Annotated in this window: 12 protein-coding genes; 8 read left to right on the forward strand and 4 right to left on the reverse strand. The window is 60.6% G+C overall.

Annotated elements, in window-relative coordinates:
- Nucleotides 1–112: 112 nt before the first annotated feature.
- The 4 genes from ACA068_RS02455 to aceE all read right to left on the reverse strand — a co-directional run bounded on the left by ACA068_RS02455 (nt 113) and on the right by aceE (nt 9,286).
- A complete protein-coding gene (locus ACA068_RS02455) occupies nt 113–2,806 on the reverse strand; it encodes a putative bifunctional diguanylate cyclase/phosphodiesterase (protein ID WP_497307330.1) in 2,694 nt (897 codons plus the stop codon).
- Between the two features lie 194 nt (nt 2,807–3,000).
- Nucleotides 3,001–4,395: an alkaline phosphatase D family protein gene (locus ACA068_RS02460; protein WP_497307332.1), complete on the reverse strand. Its 1,395-nt coding sequence runs from the start codon at nt 4,393–4,395 to the stop codon at nt 3,001–3,003.
- A 269-nt stretch (nt 4,396–4,664) separates the two neighbouring features.
- Nucleotides 4,665–6,629: a dihydrolipoyllysine-residue acetyltransferase gene (aceF, locus tag ACA068_RS02465; RefSeq protein WP_497307334.1), complete on the reverse strand. Its 1,965-nt coding sequence runs from the start codon at nt 6,627–6,629 to the stop codon at nt 4,665–4,667.
- An 11-nt stretch (nt 6,630–6,640) separates the two neighbouring features.
- Complete coding sequence (gene aceE / locus ACA068_RS02470; protein WP_497307336.1) at nt 6,641–9,286, reverse strand: pyruvate dehydrogenase (acetyl-transferring), homodimeric type; 2,646 nt, start codon at nt 9,284–9,286, stop codon at nt 6,641–6,643.
- A 384-nt stretch (nt 9,287–9,670) separates the two neighbouring features.
- Here aceE and glnE point away from each other — a divergent pair, with 384 nt between their 5' ends.
- The 8 genes from glnE (at nt 9,671) to ACA068_RS02510 (ending at nt 19,876) form a co-directional block, all read left to right on the forward strand.
- Complete coding sequence (glnE, locus tag ACA068_RS02475) at nt 9,671–12,610, forward strand: bifunctional [glutamate--ammonia ligase]-adenylyl-L-tyrosine phosphorylase/[glutamate--ammonia-ligase] adenylyltransferase (RefSeq protein WP_497307337.1); 2,940 nt, start codon at nt 9,671–9,673, stop codon at nt 12,608–12,610.
- A 307-nt stretch (nt 12,611–12,917) separates the two neighbouring features.
- Nucleotides 12,918–13,952, forward strand: a complete 1,035-nt coding sequence (gene waaF, locus ACA068_RS02480) for a lipopolysaccharide heptosyltransferase II (RefSeq protein WP_497307339.1) — start codon at nt 12,918–12,920, stop codon at nt 13,950–13,952.
- A gap of 1 nt (nt 13,953) precedes the next feature.
- Nucleotides 13,954–15,015 (forward strand): lipopolysaccharide heptosyltransferase I, encoded by a 1,062-nt coding sequence (waaC, locus tag ACA068_RS02485; RefSeq protein WP_497307341.1) that lies wholly within the window; start codon nt 13,954–13,956, stop codon nt 15,013–15,015.
- Complete coding sequence (locus ACA068_RS02490) at nt 15,015–16,136, forward strand: glycosyltransferase family 4 protein (protein ID WP_077747649.1); 1,122 nt, start codon at nt 15,015–15,017, stop codon at nt 16,134–16,136. The genes waaC and ACA068_RS02490 overlap by 1 nt, the downstream gene beginning before the upstream one ends.
- The gene (gene rfaP, locus ACA068_RS02495) at nt 16,136–16,942 is read left to right on the forward strand and encodes a lipopolysaccharide core heptose(I) kinase RfaP (RefSeq protein ID WP_497307343.1); all 807 of its coding nucleotides are present in this window, start codon (nt 16,136–16,138) and stop codon (nt 16,940–16,942) included. The genes ACA068_RS02490 and rfaP overlap by 1 nt, the downstream gene beginning before the upstream one ends.
- Entirely contained in the window at nt 16,942–17,676 is a 735-nt protein-coding gene (locus tag ACA068_RS02500; protein WP_497307344.1) for a lipopolysaccharide kinase InaA family protein, read from the forward strand. Before rfaP ends, ACA068_RS02500 begins: the two co-directional genes overlap by 1 nt.
- The gene (locus ACA068_RS02505; RefSeq protein ID WP_497307346.1) at nt 17,673–18,425 is read left to right on the forward strand and encodes a lipopolysaccharide kinase InaA family protein; all 753 of its coding nucleotides are present in this window, start codon (nt 17,673–17,675) and stop codon (nt 18,423–18,425) included. The genes ACA068_RS02500 and ACA068_RS02505 overlap by 4 nt, the downstream gene beginning before the upstream one ends.
- Complete coding sequence (locus ACA068_RS02510) at nt 18,425–19,876, forward strand: lipopolysaccharide kinase InaA family protein (protein WP_497307348.1); 1,452 nt, start codon at nt 18,425–18,427, stop codon at nt 19,874–19,876. Before ACA068_RS02505 ends, ACA068_RS02510 begins: the two co-directional genes overlap by 1 nt.
- Nucleotides 19,877–19,905 lie beyond the last annotated feature (29 nt).

Consider the following 19,905-nt stretch of genomic DNA (forward strand, 5'->3'; position numbering starts at 1 on the left):
CTCGCGAAGGCGGTGTGTCAGGCAACAACGATGTCGACTGCCACGCCGCTTTCGCGAGCAAGCCCGCTCCCACAGGGTTTTATGTCTAGGCAGAAAGAGCATTCAGCCAGTTTCAGGCGATGGGGCCGCGCGGGTAGCGCTTGAGCTTTTCGATCAGCTCGGCGCCCGGGATGGGGCGGTCGAACAGGTAGCCCTGGCCGACATCGCAACGGTGACGCCGCAAAAACGCAAGCTGCTCGGCGGTCTCGATACCTTCCGCCACGACCTTGAGTTTCAGGTTGTGGGCCATGGCGATCACGGCGGAGGTGATTTCCATGTCGTCCTGGTTGTCCGGGATTTCGTGGATGAAGCTTCGATCGATCTTGATGATGTCGATCGGGAATTTTTTCAGGTAGCTGAGTGACGAATAACCGGTGCCGAAGTCGTCCATGGCCAGGGTCAGGCCCAGGCGCTTGAGCTGATCGAGCTGCAAGTGGGTGTCTTCGGTGGCTTCCAGCAGCAGGCCTTCGGTCAGCTCAAGCTCCAGCAGGTTCGCTGGCAGCGCTTCTTCCTTGAGGATGTTGGCGATGGACGCCACCAGGTCCGGGTCCGAGAACTGCTTGGGCGACAAGTTGATCGCCACTTGAAGATTGCCCAGGCCGGCGGCGGTCAGGTCTTTGCTCATGCGGCAGGCCTGGCGGGCGATCCATTTGCCGATGGGGATGATCAAGCCGGTTTCTTCGGCGACACTGATGAACTGATCCGGGCGGATCATGCCTTTTTCCGGGTGGTTCCAGCGCAGCAGCGCTTCCATGCCCAGCAGGCGACCGCTGCGCAGGCACAATTTAGGCTGATAGAACACGTCCAGCTCGTTCTGGGTCAGGGCGCGGCGCAGGTTGTTCTCGACGAACAGCTTGTAGCTGGCCTCGGCGTTCAGTGCTTCGGTGAACACCTGGACCTGATGTTTGCCGTTGGCCTTGGCCTTGTGCAGCGCCAGGCCGGCGTTGCGCATCAATGTCTGTGGATCGCGGCCATGCAGCGGCGCGCAAGCCAGGCCCACGGAGCCGGTGACGCTGATCAGCTGGTTGTCGACGAACATCGGCTTGTCGAGTGTCGCCAGCAATTGATTGGCGATCTGTTGGCCGGCACGCATGTCGGTGTTGTCCAGCAGCACGGCGAATTCGTTACTGGCGAAGCGCGCCAGACTGCCGCTCGGGCTCAGGCTGTTGCGCAGGCGCCGGGCCAGGCTGATCAGCAGTTTGTCGCCGGTCTGGTGGCCGAGGCTGTCGTTGATCCGCTTGAAGTTGTCGATGTCCACCAGCAGCAGGCTGATCGGTGTATCGGTGTCTCGGGCGAAGCGTTCGTCGAGGTTGCGGATGAACGCCGGGCGGTTACCGAGATTGGTCAGGTTGTCGGTGTAGGCCAGGCGCTCGATGCGCTGCTGGGCGAGCTTGGTCTGGGTGATGTCTTCGTAGATGCCGATGTAATGCGTCAGCTCACGGTTGTCGCCGTAGACCTTGGAAATCGACAATTGGCCCCAGTAGGGTTCGAGGTTTTTACGGCGGCTCTTGAACTCGCCCTGCCAGCTGTTGCTCTTGGCCAGCGCCGAGGGCGCGTCGAACAGCAGTTCGCTGAGGTTTTCCAGGGCCGGCAGTTCCGACAGCCGCTGGCCGTGGACTTCTTCGGTGGTGTACTGGGTGATCGCCGTGAAGCTTGGGTTGACGTATTCCACCACGCCATCGCAATTGACCAGCAAAAAGGCGTTGGCGCTTTGCTCGACCGCACGCTGGAACAGGTGCAAGGCACTCGTGGCGGTACGGCGGTTGTGGTTGTTGATGACTTGGGCGAACTGATCGGCCAGCTCGCCGGCGAAGGCGATTTCGTCCGACTGCCAGGCGCGGGTCGCGCCGGTCTGTTCCAGGCACAGCACGCCGACCACCTGGCCGTCGACGCGGATACTGGCGTCGAGCATCGCGTTCACATCGCGTGGGCGCAGGCTCTCGGCCATTTCCCGGGTGCGCGGGTCGCGCATGGCGTTGTGCGCATCGATGGCGCGGCTGCTGTGCAAGGCGTCGAGGTAATCCGGGAAGCCGCTGACGTCGATCGGATCCGGCAGTTGGTAAACCCCGGAGGCACGGTGATAGGCCGAGATCGGCACCAGCATCGAGCCGTCGAGGTTCCACAGGCTGGCGCAGTCGATTTCGTAGATATCGCAGGCGCAGCGGGTGATCAGTTCGGCGGCTTCTTGCAGGGAATTGTTGGTGCTGTAGCGCTGGCGGGTCAGCAGCAGGATCAAGTCTTGCTGGGCGCGGACCCGATCCAGATGCTGCAGTTGTTCCAGCTGGGCGCGCTGATTGAGTTCCAGGGCGATTTGCAGGCGCGAGTTCTGGGTTTCCAGGTCCAGCGACGGCAGCAGGGGGGCACCCTCGAACAAACCGTCCACGACCATCAGGTAACCGCGCAGCAGGTGTCGATTGTGTTGTCGGTAGGCTTCGCCCAACTCGAGCAGGCTCAGGGAGCCTTTGGCGGTGTGCAGGTTGTAGCGGATCAGGTAATGCGGGCTGTCGCTGAGTTGCTGCTGAATCGCGTCGTGCAGCTGATAGCGCGCTTCGGGCTCCATCAGGCTGGCATACGGTGAGTCGACCAGGGCACAAAGCTCCACGGCCGGCAGACCAAACTGTCGTTCGCAATTGGGATCGAGAAACAGTAGCGCCCAGCTAGCTTCATTCAGCCGTTCGAAACGCAGCATGCCGAGCCGCGAGGGCACTGGCAACTGCGTCACTACCTCGGCCACCATACGGCTGGCGGCATCGGGTTGGCTCTTCATATGGAGGGAAACTCGCTTCGAATGTGCTGATCGCGCCGGGCTCTCGCCCTCTTTACTGTTGTCTGCGGCAAGGTTGCATCATTGCGACACTGACTGACAAGAGACATGAAGGCCAAGTGCTATAAGAATATGTCGGCAGGGGCGAAGATTTCTCCAGCCTGAGCCGAAAACTAATGCATTTGGCCTTCATTTCCTTATCGCAACGGAATGTTGATCGATTGCAGGCGCTTGCCGTTCCGGTCGTGGTAATTGACCTGAATCTGCTTCCGATCCACCACCAGATGGGCAAAGTTGTCTTCGCTAACCACTTTGCTGGTCAATTCATGCCGATAATCTCCTGCTGCGGTACGCGCCAGCGCCTGATCGAGAATGAAGGTGGACGCGGAGGCATACGGCAGCAATTTGCTGTTGCACAGCGGTGACGAGACGATGGTGTGCACGTCGAAGTCGGGATCCTCGCTGTGGGTCAAGCGACTGGTCAGGGATCCGTGGACATCACCGGAAACGAAGATGACGTTCTTGATGCGATGCGTGCGAATCGTCTCCAGCAACCGCAGGCGTTGTTCCGGGAAGGCTTTCCAGGCGTCATCACCGTTGAGTGTGCGGTCGGGGTAGAACATCACGCTGGTGACCACGAACTTGACCCGGGCCGGGCTGTGAATCAGCCATTTGCACAGCGCCTGTTCCTGCTCATCGTCGAGGATGCGGCGATCATCGGCCGACAAGTTGCGACGGGTTCGGCTGTCGGTGACAAACCATTCAATATCGCCGTCGGCGAACTGATACCAATACTGTTCCAGTTTTCGGCTTACTTGACCGTTAGCCAATAAGTCATGTGCCGGACTGTGGCTGGCTTGGTATATCTCATAGGCTGCCATGGCATTCTTATATAAATAAGCGTCGGCCTTGCTTTCGTTGGCGGGCCAGTTGTCTTCTATTTCATGATCGTCGAGGATCATATAAGTCGAGATGTTGGACATTAACCTGGCGATATTCGGCTGGGAAAACGCCGCGCGATACTTGCTGAGTATTTCCTTGTATTCCCGGTCGGGTGCAATAACGTTCAGGTCATCGACGTAAATTTGATCACCCGTCATCAACATCGCGCTGATGGGCGGCTCGGCCTGCTGCGCAAGTTCGGTGATCGAGGCAAAAATCCGGTCGCCCAGACGAGGTGCCGAAGGGATTCCTGCGGTCATGCGCAGGTAGCGGCATGAGCCGACGATGTACGCCCGCGGTGTGCTGGCCTTGCTGGGCAGGGTGCGAAAGCGATAAATCTCCCGTGGCCATTGCAGCGGCAGTTCCTGAACGGTCTCCACGGTGTGCACCGGACTCATGGGGCTGAACCATCCAGCCTGGTATTCGTACTCGGTGTCGGTGGCGAGGTTGTTGAGTGCAATCACATCGGACATATCGCGCAAGATCGACAGTTTGGCGAAGACACCTTGCGACCAACGCTCTTCTCCCGCGCGCCGATAACGAATGCCGGCAAATACCAGTGAGTTACCCTGAAGTTCTCCGCGCAAAAAAATACGTACGTGGTTAGTTGTAGTATGGCCAATAATAGGGCCGACAGTTGGTTTGAGCATGTTCGAGTCCGTTCGAAATAACGTTAACTAAGCAAGTGAGGTTTTCAGTATTTATAAGAAAATTCTGTCGAACTAAGCCTAGTTATTAAACAGCAAAAAATATCGAGCGAAAGTCGCCGTGAGTTGTGGGCGATGTAAACCACGACTGTAGGAAGATGCTTTATTCAAGGCAAAAAAAGCCCCGCCAAATTGGCGGGGTTGAGGTACGAGCGTGGCGCTCGGAAAACGTGGAACGCGACAGGCCCTCCGGTGAAGGAGGGCCGTCGGTGTTACAGCAAGATGGTGCGGATGTCCGCCAGCAGGTCGCTCAGACGCTTGGTGAAGCGTGCAGCAGCGGCGCCGTTGATCACACGGTGATCGTAGGACAGCGACAGTGGCAGCATCAGTTTCGGCTGGAAGGCTTTGCCGTCCCAGACTGGCTGGATGGTTGCCTTGGAAACACCGAGGATCGCCACTTCCGGCGCGTTGACGATCGGCGTGAAGCCGGTGCCGCCAATGTGGCCGAGGCTGGAAATGGTGAAGCAGGCGCCTTGCATGTCGTCAGCGGTGAGCTTCTTGTCGCGGGCTTTGGCGGCCAGCACAGCGGCCTCGGCTGCCAGTTGCAACAGGCTCTTCTGATCGACGTTCTTGATGACCGGTACCAGCAGGCCTTCAGGCGTGTCGACTGCGAAGCCGATGTTCACGTACTTCTTGCGGATGATCGCTTTGCCACTTGGCGCCAACGAACTGTTGAAGTCCGGCAGTTCCTTAAGCAAATGCGCGCAGGATTTGAGCAGCAGCGGCAAGATGGTCAGCTTGACGCCGGCCTTCTCTGCGACGGCTTTCTGAGCGATGCGGAACGCTTCCAGGTCGGTGATATCAGCCGAATCGAACTGAGTCACGTGCGGAATGTTCAGCCAGCTGCGGTGCAGGCTCGACGCGCCGATTTGCATCAGGCGGGTCATCGGCACTTCTTCGGTTTCGCCGAAGCGGCTGAAGTCCACGACCGGAATTGGCGGGATGCCCGCGCCACCGGTTGCGCCAGCGGCAGCGGCCGGTGCTTCCTTGGCCTTCTGCATCATGGCTTTGACGTAAACCTGCACGTCTTCTTTCAGCACACGACCGTGCGGGCCGCTTGCGCCGACCGCGCTCAGCTCGACGCCGAATTCACGGGCCAGTTGGCGTACCGCCGGGCCAGCGTGAACCTTGGCGCCTGGCTTGGCCGGTGCAGCCGCGGGTGCGACAGGTGCCGCAGCAGCAGGCGTCGCTGCGGTCGGGGCAGGAGCGCTCGGTGCAGCAGCGGCGGTCGCCGGGGCAGCAGCAGGTGCAGCGCCTTTGACTTTCAGCTTCAGAATCAGGTCGCCAGTACCGACTTCGTCATCCAGCTTGATGGAAATGCTTTCCACCACGCCAGCGGCAGGCGATGGAATTTCCATGCTCGCCTTGTCGGATTCCAGGGTAATCAGCGACTGGTCGGCGGTGACGGTGTCGCCCGCCTTGACCAGTACTTCGATGATCTTGGCCTTGCCCGACGAACCGATATCCGGGACATGAATGTCCTGAACGCTGTCGGCAACTGGTGCAGTTGGGGCCGCAGCGGCTGGCGCCGGAGCAGCGGCAGCCGGTGCAGCAGCCTGAGCTGGCGCGGCAGCAGCCGGGGCCGCAGCACCTGCCACTTCCAGTTCCAGAATCAGGTCGCCAGTGCCGACTTCGTCGTTGAGCTTGACGCTGATGCTCTTGACTACGCCAGCGGCAGGCGATGGGATTTCCATGCTGGCCTTGTCGGATTCCAGGGTGATCAGCGATTGATCAGCCTCGACGGTGTCGCCGACCTTGACCTGGATCTCGATGATCTGGGCCTTGCCCGCCGAACCGATGTCCGGCACGTGCACTTGCTGAACCGAAGCGGCAGCAGGCGCGGCTGCTGGAGCTGGAGCAGCGGCGGCGGCAGGCGCAGCAGCCGGTTTCTCTTCAGCTTTTGCAGCGGGTGCAGCCGCAGCCGCAGGGGCCGCAGCAGCGGCACCTTCGACTTCCAGCTCCAGCAGTTCGTCGCCTTCTTTCAGGCGGTCGCCCAGCTTCACTTTGATCGCTTTGACGATACCGGCCTTCGGCGCAGGAATTTCCATGCTCGCCTTGTCCGATTCCAGCGTCAGAATGCTCTGGTCAGCTTCGACTCGGTCGCCGACCTTCACAAACAGTTCAATTACTTCACCTTCACCGCTGCCGATGTCAGGTACGCGAATGAGTTCGCTCACAGAGTGTCTCCTCAGCAGTCCAGTGGGTTGCGTTTTTCCGGGTTGATCCCGAACTTGGCGATGGCTTCAGCCACCACTTTAGGTTCGATATCGCCACGGTCAGCCAGTGCTTCCAGGGCTGCCAACACCACGAATTGACGATCGACTTCGAAGAAGTGACGCAGCTTCTTGCGGCTATCACTGCGGCCGAAACCGTCGGTGCCCAGGACTTTGAATTCCTTGGACGGGACCCACTGACGAATTTGCTCAGCGAACAGCTTCATGTAGTCGGTAGACGCGATGACCGGACCTTTACGGCCGTTCAGGCACTCTTCGACATAGCTCAGTTTAGGCTTCTGGCCCGGGTGCAGACGGTTGCTGCGCTCGACGGCCAAGCCATCGCGACGCAGTTCGTTGAAGCTGGTAACGCTCCAGACGTCTGCGGCAACGTTGAACTCTTCACGCAGAATCTTCGCTGCTTCACGGACTTCACGCAGGATGGTGCCGGAGCCCATCAGCTGAACGTGGTGCGCCGCTTCGCGGGTGTCTTCTTCGAGCAGGTACATGCCCTTGATGATGCCTTCCTCGACACCGGCCGGCATGGCTGGCTGCTGATAGGACTCGTTCATCACGGTGATGTAGTAGAAAACGTCCTGCTGCTCTTCGGTCATCTTCTTCATGCCGTCCTGGATGATCACCGCCAGCTCGTAGCCGTAGGTTGGATCAAAGGTGCGGCAGTTCGGGATGGTGCCAGCCAGGATGTGGCTGTGACCGTCTTCGTGTTGCAGGCCTTCGCCGTTCAGCGTGGTCCGGCCGGCGGTGCCGCCGATCAGGAAGCCACGGGTGCGGCTGTCGCCAGCGGCCCAGGCGAGGTCGCCGATACGCTGGAAGCCGAACATCGAATAGAAGATGTAGAACGGCAGCATTGGCTGGTTGTGGCTGGAGTACGAAGTACCGGCAGCGATGAAGGAGCTCATGGCGCCCGCTTCGTTGATGCCTTCTTCGAGGATCTGGCCCTTCTTGTCTTCCTTGTAGAACATCACCTGGTCTTTATCGACTGGCTCGTAGAGCTGGCCGACGGACGAGTAGATGCCCAACTGACGGAACATGCCTTCCATACCGAAGGTACGGGCTTCGTCCGGGATGATCGGGACGATGCGCGAGCCGATTTCCTTGTCCTTGACCAGTTGCGCGAGGATCCGCACGAAGGCCATGGTGGTGGAAATTTCACGGTCGCCCGAGCCGTCCAGGATAGCCTTGAGGGTATTGAGTGGCGGTGTCGGGATATCGAAGCTCTTGGCGCGGCGCTGTGGCACAAAACCGCCCAGTGCCGTGCGGCGTTCGCTCAGGTAGCGGGCTTCGGCGCTGTTTGGCTCTGGCTTGAAGAACGGCAGGTTTTCCAGCTCTTCGTCGCGCACAGGGATGTCGAAGCGATCGCGGAACAGCTTCAGGCTTTCAACATCAACCTTCTTGGTGTTGTGCGCGGTGTTTTTCGCTTCGCCGGCACCAGTGCCATAACCCTTGATGGTCTTGGCCAGGATGACGGTCGGTTGTTCTTTGTGGTTGACCGCTTCGTGGTACGCCGCGTAGACCTTGTACGGGTCGTGGCCGCCACGGTTGAGTTTCCAGATCTCGTCGTCGGACAGATCAGCAACCATCGCCTTGAGTTCCGGCGTGTTGAAGAAGTGTTCACGCACGAACGCGCCGTCTTTGGCTTTGTAGTTCTGGTACTCGCCGTCGATGACTTCGTCCATGCGGCGTTGCAGGATACCGTCGACGTCTTTGGCCAGCAGTGGGTCCCAGAAACGGCCCCAGATAACTTTGGTCACGTTCCACTGAGCACCGCGGAACACGCCTTCGAGTTCCTGAATGATCTTGCCGTTGCCGCGAACCGGGCCGTCGAGGCGCTGCAGGTTGCAGTTGATGACGAAGATCAGGTTGTCGAGCTTCTCGCGGCCAGCCAGCGAGATTGCGCCCAGGGATTCCGGCTCGTCGCACTCGCCGTCGCCCAGGAAGCACCAGACTTTCTGCTTGCCTTCAGGAATGAAGCCACGGGCTTCCAGGTACTTCATGAAACGTGCCTGGTAGATCGCCTGGATCGGGCCCAGACCCATGGAAACCGTCGGGAACTGCCAGAAATCAGGCATCAGCCAAGGGTGCGGATAGGACGAGAGGCCCTGACCGTCGACTTCCTGGCGGAAGTTGTTCATCTGGTCTTCGGTGATGCGGCCTTCCATGAACGCACGGGCGTAAACGCCTGGCGAGGTGTGGCCCTGGAAGTAGATCAGGTCGCCGCCGTGTTCGTCGGTCGGGGCCTGGAAGAAATAGTTGAAGCCGATGTCATACAGGGTGGCGCTGGAGGCGAAGCTGGAGATGTGACCGCCCAGATCCGAATCTTTCAGGTTCGTGCGCATCACCATGGCCATCGCGTTCCAGCGTACCAGCGAGCGAATGCGGCGTTCCATGAACAGGTCGCCAGGCATGCGTGCTTCGTGGGTAACGGGAATGGTGTTGCGGTATGGCGTGGTGATGGCGTAAGGCAACTGCGAACCGCTGCGGGTTGCGAGTTCGCCCATACGGGTCATCAGATAGTGAGCGCGGTCTTCGCCTTCTTTGTCGAGAACCGATTCCAGGGCGTCCAGCCATTCCTGGGTTTCGACGGGATCGAGGTCTTGCATGGCTTGCTCCAGGGCGGAAAGGCTTCCAGAATCGGTTGCCTGAGTTTGCGACTGGCCTTGTGGGCAGACGATATAAATTCTTGGATTGCCGAGTGGTAGGTTCCGGCGGCGTGTAGTTTTACTACAAATCATCGGGCATTTCAGCTATCTGGATGTATATACGAGTAGTAAAACTACAGATGAGCGGCTTGTGGCCTCCGGCTGCGTTGTGAGAATAATCGTTAAGGTTGGTCTTTTGCCAACCGAAAAAGGTGAAAGCTTGATGCGGTCTGCCAAAAATAAAGAAATTTCAGCTATTTCTAACCTTTGTTCGACAGTCGATCACGTAGTGCATTTTGAAAATTCACTACATGCCGCCCTCTACACGCCGATCAAGGATAGACCATGAGCCTCCCTCCGCTTGCCGAACTGCCCGGCATTCTCCTGCCGTTTGTCACCCGCGCCGAGCAGTCGTTCCGCACCGCCGTTGCCGAACTCGACGACGACCATGGCCTGTCTGCCTGGACGCCTGAACGCTGGGCGCAATTCGCCCGCGTCACCGCCGCCAGCGACTTCGTGACCGAACAGAGCGTGCGTGACCCCTTGATGTTGCTGGCGCTGGTGCAGTCCGGCGAACTGGACCGCAGTTTCGCGCCCGGCGAGTTGTGCGGGCAGATCGCGGCGGCGGTGAATGCGGCCGAAACCGACGACGAGCTAGGTCGTGCCTTGCGCCGTCAGCGCACCCTTCAGCAAGTGCGGATCATCTGGCGCGACCTGACTCGCCAGGCCGACCTGGTCCAGACCTGCCGCGACCTCTCGGACATGGCCGATGCGAGCATCGATCAGGCCTATCAGTGGTTGTACTCGCGGCATTGCCAGCAGTTCGGCGTGCCCACCGGACGGCGCAGTGGCGAGCCGCAGCAGATGGTCATTCTCGGCATGGGCAAGCTCGGGGCAGTGGAGCTCAATCTGTCGTCGGACATCGACCTGATCTTCGCCTACCCCGAGGGCGGCGAAACCGTTGGTGTGAAACGCTCGCTGGATAACCAGGAATTCTTCATTCGTCTCGGCCAGCGCTTGATCAAGGCGCTGGACCCGATGACCGTCGATGGTTTTGTATTCCGCGTCGACATGCGTCTGCGGCCCTACGGTTCGGCCGGTGCGCTGGTGCTGAGCTTCAACGCGCTGGAGCAGTATTACCAGGACCAGGGCCGCGACTGGGAACGCTACGCGATGATCAAGTCGCGGGTGGTGGCTGGCGATCAAGTGGCCGGCGCGCAACTGCAAGAGATGCTGCGCCCGTTCGTTTACCGGCGTTACCTCGACTTCTCGGCGATCGAAGCGCTGCGCACCATGAAGCAGCTGATCCAGCAGGAAGTGCGGCGCAAGGGCATGGCCGACAACATCAAGCTCGGCTCCGGCGGCATCCGCGAAGTGGAGTTTATCGCCCAGGCGTTCCAGCTGATTCACGGCGGTCGCGACCTGAGCCTGCAGCAACGTCCTCTATTAAAAGTACTGAGTACCCTGGAAGGTCAGGGTTACCTGCCACCGGCCGTGATCAGCGAACTGCGCGAAGGCTACGAGTTCTTGCGGTACACCGAGCACGCGATCCAGGCGATTGCCGACCGCCAGACCCAGATGCTGCCGGACGGCGCGCAGGATCAGGCGCGCATTGCCTTTATGTTGGGATTTGCCGACTGGGAGGCTTTCCATGAGCAATTGATGTACTGGCGGGGCCGCGTGGCGTGGCACTTCGGTCAGGTGATTGCCGATCCCGATGAAGAGGAAGGCACGGTAAGCGAAGTGGTGGTCGGCGGCGAATGGCTGCCGCTGTGGGAAGAAGCCCAGGATGAAGAAGCCGCCTGCCGCCAGTTGGAAGAGGGCGGTTTTGCCGACGCCACCAAGGCCCTGAAAGCGTTGGTCGGTCTGCGCGGCAGCCCGCAACTGCGCGCGATGCAACGCTTGGGGCGCGAACGCCTCGATGCGTTTATTCCGAGGTTGCTGGCTCAGGCGGTCGAGCATGCCAATCCGGATCTGGTGCTGGAGCGTGTGCTGCCGCTGGTTGAGGCGGTGGCCCGCCGTTCGGCGTATCTGGTGTTGCTGACCGAGAACCCCGGCGCGTTGCGACGTTTGCTGACCTTGTGCGCTGCGAGCCCGTGGATCGCCGAGCAGATCACCCGCTTCCCGCTGCTGCTCGACGAGTTGCTCAATGAAGGGCGATTGTTCAAACCGCCCCTGGCGCCGGAACTGGCCGCCGAATTGCGTGAGCGTCTGACCCGGATTCCCGAAGACGACCTCGAACAGCAAATGGAAGCCTTGCGGCATTTCAAACTGGCGCACCGTTTACGGGTCGCCGCTTCGGAAATTGCCGGCAGCCTGCCGTTGATGAAAGTCAGCGATTACCTGACCTGGCTCGCTGAAGCGATCCTCGAGCAAGTGCTGGCCCTGGCCTGGCGCCAGACCGTGGCCAAATACGGCACGCCTTTGCGCACCGATGGCACGTTGTGCGATCCGGGCTTCATCATTGTCGGTTATGGGAAAGTCGGCGGCCTGGAACTGGGGCATGGTTCGGACCTGGACCTGGTGTTCATCCACGACGGTGATCCGCAGGCGGAAACCGATGGGCCGAAACCCATCGACGGCGCGCAATTCTTCACCCGCCTGGGGCAGCGGATCATTCACTTGCTCACGGCTCAGACCAACTCCGGCCAGCTGTATGAAGTCGATATGCGGCTGCGGCCTTCCGGCGCCTCTGGGTTGCTGGTGAGTTCGGTCGGGGCGTTTGCCCGGTATCAGGAAAACGAAGCCTGGACCTGGGAACATCAGGCGCTGGTGCGGGCGCGGGTGCTGGTGGGCAGCCAGGATGTCGGCCAGGCATTCGAGAAGGTGCGCGCGGCGATATTGGGCAAGCCACGGGACCTGACGACCTTGCGTCAGGAGGTCAGCGAAATGCGCGCCAAGATGCGCGATAACCTCGGCAGCAAGAGCACCGCGGCCGGCACTGCGGCAAACGCCTTCGAGGCCACGGCGCCGTTCGATCTCAAGCAGGACGCCGGAGGTATCGTCGATATTGAATTTATGGTGCAATACGCGGCCCTGGCGTGGTCCGAAACACACCCGCCATTGCTGCGCTGGACGGATAACATCCGCATTCTGGAAGAGCTGGAGCACGAAGGGCTGATGCCCGCCGAAGACGCCAGCCTGTTGCGCGAGGCCTACAAAGCCTACCGCTCCGCCGCGCACCGGCAGGCCTTGCAGAAGGACGCCGGGGTGATACCCGGCGACCAGTTTGTCGATGAGCGCCGGCAGGTATTGCGGATTTGGCGTGAGCTGGGGTTAAGCTGAAACAGGATTGTTCATGCCAATAGATTCAAGTGTGGGAGCGGGCTTGCTCGCGAAGACAAAGTGTCAGTCGACATCGATGCTGGATGTGATGGCCCCTTCGCGAGCAAGCCCGCTCCCACAGTAGATCTGCTTTGTATCGCAGATCGATGTACACCAAATCCCAATGTGGGAGCGAGCCTGCTCGCGATAGCGGAGTGACAGTCGACAGCAATGTTGAAGGTGATGACCCATCGCAAGCCGACAGGCTCCCGCAGTGATTCTCGAGGCGGGGAGGCGTATGCCTCCCCGGCTCGTTTATGGAAACCACATGAAAATTCTGATCGTTGGGCCCAGTTGGGTCGGTGACATGGTGATGGCGCAGACACTTTTTCAGTGTCTCAAGCAACGCCACCCGCAATGCGAAATCGACGTCCTGGCCCCCGAATGGAGCCGGCCGATCCTGGAGCGCATGCCCGAAGTTCGTCAGGCCTTGAGCTTTCCACTCGGCCACGGCGCCTTGGAGCTGGCGACGCGTCGGCGCATCGGCAAATCCCTGGCCGGCCAGTACGACCAGGCGATCCTGCTGCCAAACTCCTTGAAGTCGGCGCTGGTGCCGTTCTTCGCCGGCATCCCGAAACGCACCGGCTGGCGCGGCGAATTCCGCTACGGCCTGCTTAATGACGTGCGTACGCTGGATAAAGAACGTTATCCGCTGATGATCGAGCGCTTCATGGCGCTGGCTTATGAGCGCGGTGCCGAACTGCCGACACCGTATCCACGGCCGAGCCTGCAGATCGACCCGGTCACCCGCGAGGCGGCGCTGGCCAAGTTCGGTCTGGCCCTCGACCGTCCGGTGTTGGCCCTGTGCCCCGGCGCCGAGTTCGGCGAATCAAAGCGCTGGCCGTCCGAGCACTACGCCAAGGTCGCCGAAGCGAAGATCCGCGAAGGCTGGCAGGTCTGGTTGTTCGGTTCGAAAAACGATCACGCGGTCGGCGAAGATATCCGCGCGCGGCTGATTCCCGGTCTGCGCGAAGAGTCGGTCAACCTCAGTGGCGGCACCTCCCTGGCCGAGGCCATTGACTTGATGTCCTGCGCCGATTCGGTGGTGTCCAACGACTCCGGCCTGATGCACGTCGCCGCAGCGCTGAACCGTCCGCTGGTGGCGGTCTACGGTTCGACGTCGCCGGGCTTCACGCCACCCTTGGCCGAGCACGTCGAGATCGTGCGTCTGGGCCTCGAATGCAGCCCGTGCTTCGATCGCACCTGCCGCTTCGGTCATTACAACTGCCTGCGCCAACTCATGCCGCAAGCGGTGAACGAAGCCTTGCAGCGGTTGCAAGGCACTGTGGTCGAGGTCAAATAGTTTGCGCGTTCTGCTGATCAAGACTTCTTCGCTGGGCGACGTGATTCACGCGTTGCCAGCGTTGACCGACGCGGCGCGGGCGATCCCCGGCATCACGTTCGACTGGGTTGTGGAAGAAGGCTTCGCCGAAATCCCGACCTGGCACCCGGCCGTGGGCAAGGTGATTCCGGTGGCGATCCGTCGCTGGCGCAAGAACCTCTGGCAAACCCTAAAAAGTGGCGAGTGGAAGCGCTTCAAGCAAAGCGTTCGCGCGACCCAATACGATCTGGTGATTGATGCCCAGGGCCTGCTGAAAAGCGCCTGGTTGACGCGCTATGTCAAAGCACCGGTCGCCGGGCTCGACAAGGACTCGGCGCGCGAGCCCATCGCCGCACGTTTTTATTCCCGTCGCCTGGCGGTGGGCCGTGGACAACACGCGGTAGAGCGGGTGCGTCAATTGTTCGCCCTGGCACTGGGCTACGACTTGCCCAAAGGCCTGGGCGATTACGGCCTGAACGTCGAACGCCTGGTGGAACTGCCGCGCAAGAATCCGTACGTGCTGTTTCTGCACGGCACCACCTGGGACACCAAGCACTGGCCGGAAGCCTATTGGCGTGAACTGGCCGAGCGCGTGGGTTATCTGGGTGTCGCCGTGAAACTACCGTGGGGCAATCCCATTGAAAAAGCCCGGGCCGAACGGATTGCCGCAGGGTTTCGACATGTCGAAGTGCTGCCCAAACTGAACCTGGCGGGTGTCGGCAAAGTACTCGCCAGCGCTCAGGCCTGCGTGGCTGTGGACACCGGCCTCGGCCACTTGGCCGCCGCACTCGACGTACCGACCCTGTCGCTGTTCGGCCCGACCAACCCGGGGCTGACCGGCGCCTACGGCAAGGCACAGATTCACATCGCCAGCGACTTCCCCTGCGCGCCGTGCCTGCAAAAGAAATGTACGTATCAACCGACGGCCGAAGATGCCCGTCAGTTCGACCTGAAACGCGAGTGGCCCCTGTGCTTCACGCGTCTGAATCCCGAGCGTGTCGCGACCCGACTGAGCACGTTGTTACTGGCTGAGGAGCTGCGCTGATGCAATTGGCATTCGTCTTGTACAAGTACTTTCCGTTCGGGGGCTTGCAGCGCGACTTCATGCGCATCGCCCTGGAGTGCCAACAGCGCGGCCATCAGATTCGCGTCTACACGCTGATCTGGGAAGGCGATGTCCCGCCGGGTTTCGAAGTGCTGGTGGCACCGGTCAAAGCCTTCTTCAACCATCGCCGTAATGAAAAGCTCAGCGAGTGGATGGAAGCGGACCTGGCCAAGCGTCCCGTGGACCGTCTGATCGGCTTCAACAAAATGCCGGGGCTGGACGTTTACTACGCCGCCGACGGCTGTTTCGAAGACAAGGCGCAGAACCTGCGCAACTCGCTGTACCGCCGTTGGGGCCGCTACCGGCACTTCGCCGAGTACGAGCGCGCGGTGTTCGCCAAGGACGCCAAGACTGAAGTGCTGATGATTTCCGAAGTCCAGCAGCCGCTGTTCATCAAGCATTACGACACACCGCTGGAACGCTTCCATTTGCTGCCACCGGGTATTTCCCAGGACCGTCGCGCGCCGGCGAATGCCGCTGAAATCCGTGCCGATTTCCGTCGTGAATTCAACCTCAAGGACGATGAGCTGCTGCTGGTGCAGATCGGCTCCGGGTTCAAGACCAAGGGCGTGGATCGCAGCCTCAAGGCGCTGGCTGCGTTGCCCGCTGATCTGAAGAAACGCACCCGGCTGTTTGTAATTGGCCAGGATGACCCCAAATTATTCCAGATGCAGAGCGCCACCTTGGGGCTCGGCGACAATGTGACGTTCCTCAAGGGCCGCAGCGATATCCCGCGTTTCCTGCTGGGTGCCGACCTGCTGATTCATCCGGCGTATAACGAAAACACCGGGACTGTGTTGCTCGAAGCCTTGGTGGCCGGATTGCCGGTATTGGTGAGTGCGGTCTGTGGTTACGCCCATTACATCGCCGAGGCCGACGCTGGCCTGGTGTTGGACGAACCGTTCGATCAGGCGCAACTGACCCAGTACCTGACCGGCATGTTGAACGACGCTCAAGCACGGGCGGCCTGGAGCCGCAACGGTCTGGCCTTCGCTGAGACGGCCGACCTCTACAGCATGCCGCAGCACGCGGCCGATGTGATTCTGGCGGAGCACGCTTAATGAAGTTGATGCTGGCTGAACCGTTCAAGAGCCTTTGGGCCGGACGCGATGCGTTCACCGAAGTCGAAGGCTTGCAGGGCGAGGTTTACCGTGAACTGGAAGCGCGCCGGACCTTGCGCACTGAAGTGAACGGCAATGGCTTTTTCGTCAAGATCCACCGTGGCATCGGTTGGGGCGAGATTTTCAAGAATCTGCTGACGGCCAAGCTGCCGGTACTCGGCGCGGGCCAGGAGTGGAAGGCCATTCAGCGCCTGAAAGAAGTCGGCGTGCCGACCATGACCGCCGTCGCTTACGGCGAGAAGGGCAGCAACCCGGCGGATCAGCACTCGTTTATCGTCACCGAAGAGCTGGCGCCCACCGTCAGCCTCGAAGACTTCAGCATCGACTGGATCAAGAACCCGCCCGAGCCCAAACTCAAGCGCGCGCTGATCGCCGAGGTCGCGCGCATGACCGGCATGATGCACCGAGCCGGGGTCAACCACCGCGACTGCTACATCTGTCACTTCCTGCTGCACACCGATAAACCGGTGACGGCCGACGACTTCAAGCTCTCGGTGATCGACCTGCACCGCGCCCAGACCCGCCCGGCGATCACCCAGCGCTGGCGCAACAAGGATCTGGCGGCGCTGTACTTTTCGGCCCTGGACATCGGTCTGACCAGACGCGACAAGCTGCGCTTCCTCAAAGGCTACTTCCAACAGCCCTTGCGCCAGATTCTGGGCGAGGAAGCCGGATTGCTCGCCTGGCTCGAAGGCAAGGCCAACAAACTCTACGACCGTAAACAGCGATACGGGGATGCGCTCTGATGCCGGGTTGGAAACTGGAACCTGAATACAGCGACCTGGCGGAAGATTTTGGCAGCCTGGAAGCGGTGTTCGAGCTGCAGGGCGAACGCTTGACCCGCGACCCGTTGTCCGAGGTCATCCGCGTCAATCGCAACGGCGTCAATTATTACGTCAAACGTTACGTAGGTGCCGGCAAAGGCCTGCGCCGTTATTTGGGCAAGCCTCGGGTCAAGGCCGAATGGCAGAACCTCAAGCGTTTCGCCAAGTGGGGCATTCCGACCGCTGAAGTGGTTGCCTGGGGGCTGGAACGGCGCGGTGCGGCGTATGCCCGTGGCGCGATGATCACCCGCGAACTGCCCAACACCGAAGACTTGTCGGCCCTCGCAGACCGGCACGATCCCAAGTTGGCGGACCGCGCCTGGGTCGATACGGTCAGTCGTCAGTTGGCTGGTTACACCCGGACCATGCACGACAACCGTTTCACCCATAACGATTTGAAGTGGCGCAACCTGTTGATCGACGACGAGGCCAAGCTGTTCCTGATCGATTGCCCCAACGGCGATTTCTGGCGCGGCTTCTGGCTCAAGTACCGGATCACCAAGGACCTGGCCTGTCTCGACAAGGTGGCCAAATATCACCTTTCGGCCACCCAGCGCTTGCGCTTTTACCTGCAATACCGCCAGCGTGACCGGCTGAACGCCGACGACAAAAAACGCATCCGGCACGTGGTGAGATTTTTCGAGGGACGCGAATGACTGATTTTCTGGCCGCTGAAGACCGTGCGCTGCTTGAGCGTCACGGCCTCGGCACTTTTGACGCACTGTGGGCTCGGCAGCTCGACGCGGTGGATGAACCCAACACCGTCGGTGGCGGCTGGAGCAGCGTGTTTCGGCTGGATCTGGAAGGTCATGGCTTCTACCTCAAGCGCCAGAGCAACTACCTGACGCGCACCTTCCATGCGCCGTTCGGCGAACCGAGTTTTGCCCGCGAGTTTCGCAACATCAGTCGTTATCAGAAGTTGGGTATTCCGGCGCTGAAAGCGGCGTTTTTTGGTGAGCGCAAAGTCGACGGGGAAGTGCGGGCGGTTCTGCTGACGCGCGCGCTGGACGGTTGGGACGATCTGGATTCGCTGTTGCAGCGCTGGTCGGACCTGAGCGAGGCGCAACACTCGGCCATTATGAAAGCCTGTGGCGAACTGGCGCGGCGCCTGCACGGCGTGCGCCAGGTCCACGGTTGCTTCTACCCCAAACACATTTTTCTGCAGGCCACGGGCGACGGTTATCAGGCGCAGTTGATCGACCTGGAAAAAACCCGGCCGTTGCTGTTCGGCCAGCGTGACCGGGTCAAGGACCTGGAGCCGCTGCTGCGCCGCGCCCCGGAATGGACTGAAGCGCAGTTGCGCGAGTTGTTGTCGGTTTACGTGGATCAGCCACGGGACAGTTCGCTGGTGGACAGTTGGGTTTCGCGCCTGACCGCGCGACGCAGTCACAAGGAGGCGCGCTGATGCGCTTGTCCGAATTGAAAGGCGCCGGTCGCAGCCCGAGCTTGCCGATGAGTATTTCACTGGCCGACGCTGCCGGGCCCGCCGAGCTGCAGTTGCTGAGCTTGTTGCGCGTATTGCCGGGGCAGCGTTACGTCGGCGCCGGCGTGTGGCGCGGTCGGCCGGTACTGGCCAAGTTGTTGGTCGGCAGCAAGGCGGCGCGGCATTTTCAGCGTGAACTGGACGGCGTGCGTTTGCTCGCCGATCAAGGGCTGACCACGCCACAGTTGCTGGTGGACGGCCTGAAAGAAGGCGAGGGCGGCTGGTTGCTGTTCGATTTCCTTGAGGGTGCCGAAAGCCTGGGGGAGACCTGGAAAAAAGTCGAACACTTGCCAGTGCTGGCGGATATGCAAGGGGCCGTGCTGGCCGAGGCGTTGGGCGCCATTGGCCAAATGCATCGCAAGGGGCTCTGGCAGGAAGACCTGCACCTGGACAACCTTTTGCGTCAGCGAGGTCGGTTGTACCTGATCGATGGCGGCGGCGTCTGTGCTGAAACGCCGGGCCAGCCGCTGTCACGGCAAAAGGTCCTGGAAAACCTCGGCGTGTTCTTCGCCCAGTTGCCCAAGTCGCTGGAACCGTTCACCGAAGAATTGCTGGTGTATTACCTGCTGAGTAACGGCGAACACGCGTTGCCGATGGAAGCGTTGCAGAAGCAGATCGACAAGGTTCGCAGTTGGCGTTTGAAGGACTATCTGATCAAGGTGGGCCGCGAGTGCTCGTTGTTCAGCGTTCAGCGCGGCGCGTTCGGCCTGCGGGCCATTCGTCGCGAAGAAGCAGCAGCCATGCTGCCGGTGCTGGAGCAGGCCGATGCGTTGCTCGATCAGGGTCATTTGTACAAGACCGGCGGCGCGGCGAGCGTAGGAAAAGTCGAGGTTGATGGTCGGACGCTGGTGATCAAGCGCTACAACATCAAAGGCTTTGCACACTGGCTCAAACGCTTCTGGCGCCCGAGCCGTGCCTGGCACTCGTGGCGCGAAGGCAATCGCCTCGCGTTCCTCGGCATCGCCACGCCCAAACCGTTGGCGTTGCTGGAAAAGCGTTTTCTCTGGTTGCGCAGCCGGGCGTACCTGGTGACCGAGTATCTGCCGGGGCCGGACATCATTGAGCGCTTTGCGCCGTATGTCGACAGTGGTGCTGCGCCCGAAGTTGAATTGCTGGCGCTGGATCATTTGTTTGCCGAGCTGATCCGTGAGCGCATCAGTCATGGGGATTTCAAGGGACATAACCTGTTCTGGCAGCAGGATCGCTGGGCGCTGATCGATCTGGATTCGATGTGTCAGCATGGCTCTGTGGGGAGCTTTGCCCCGGCGTATGCGCGGGACCGGGCGCGGTTCATGCGTAACTGGCCCGAGAGCAGCGCGCTGTATCAGGTCATCGATCAGCGTCTGCCCAAGGACATCTCGGGCGCTGCCTGAATCGGGTCTTCGACCCTATCGTCGGAACA

Source organism: Pseudomonas sp. LBUM1660 (assembly GCF_059695935.1).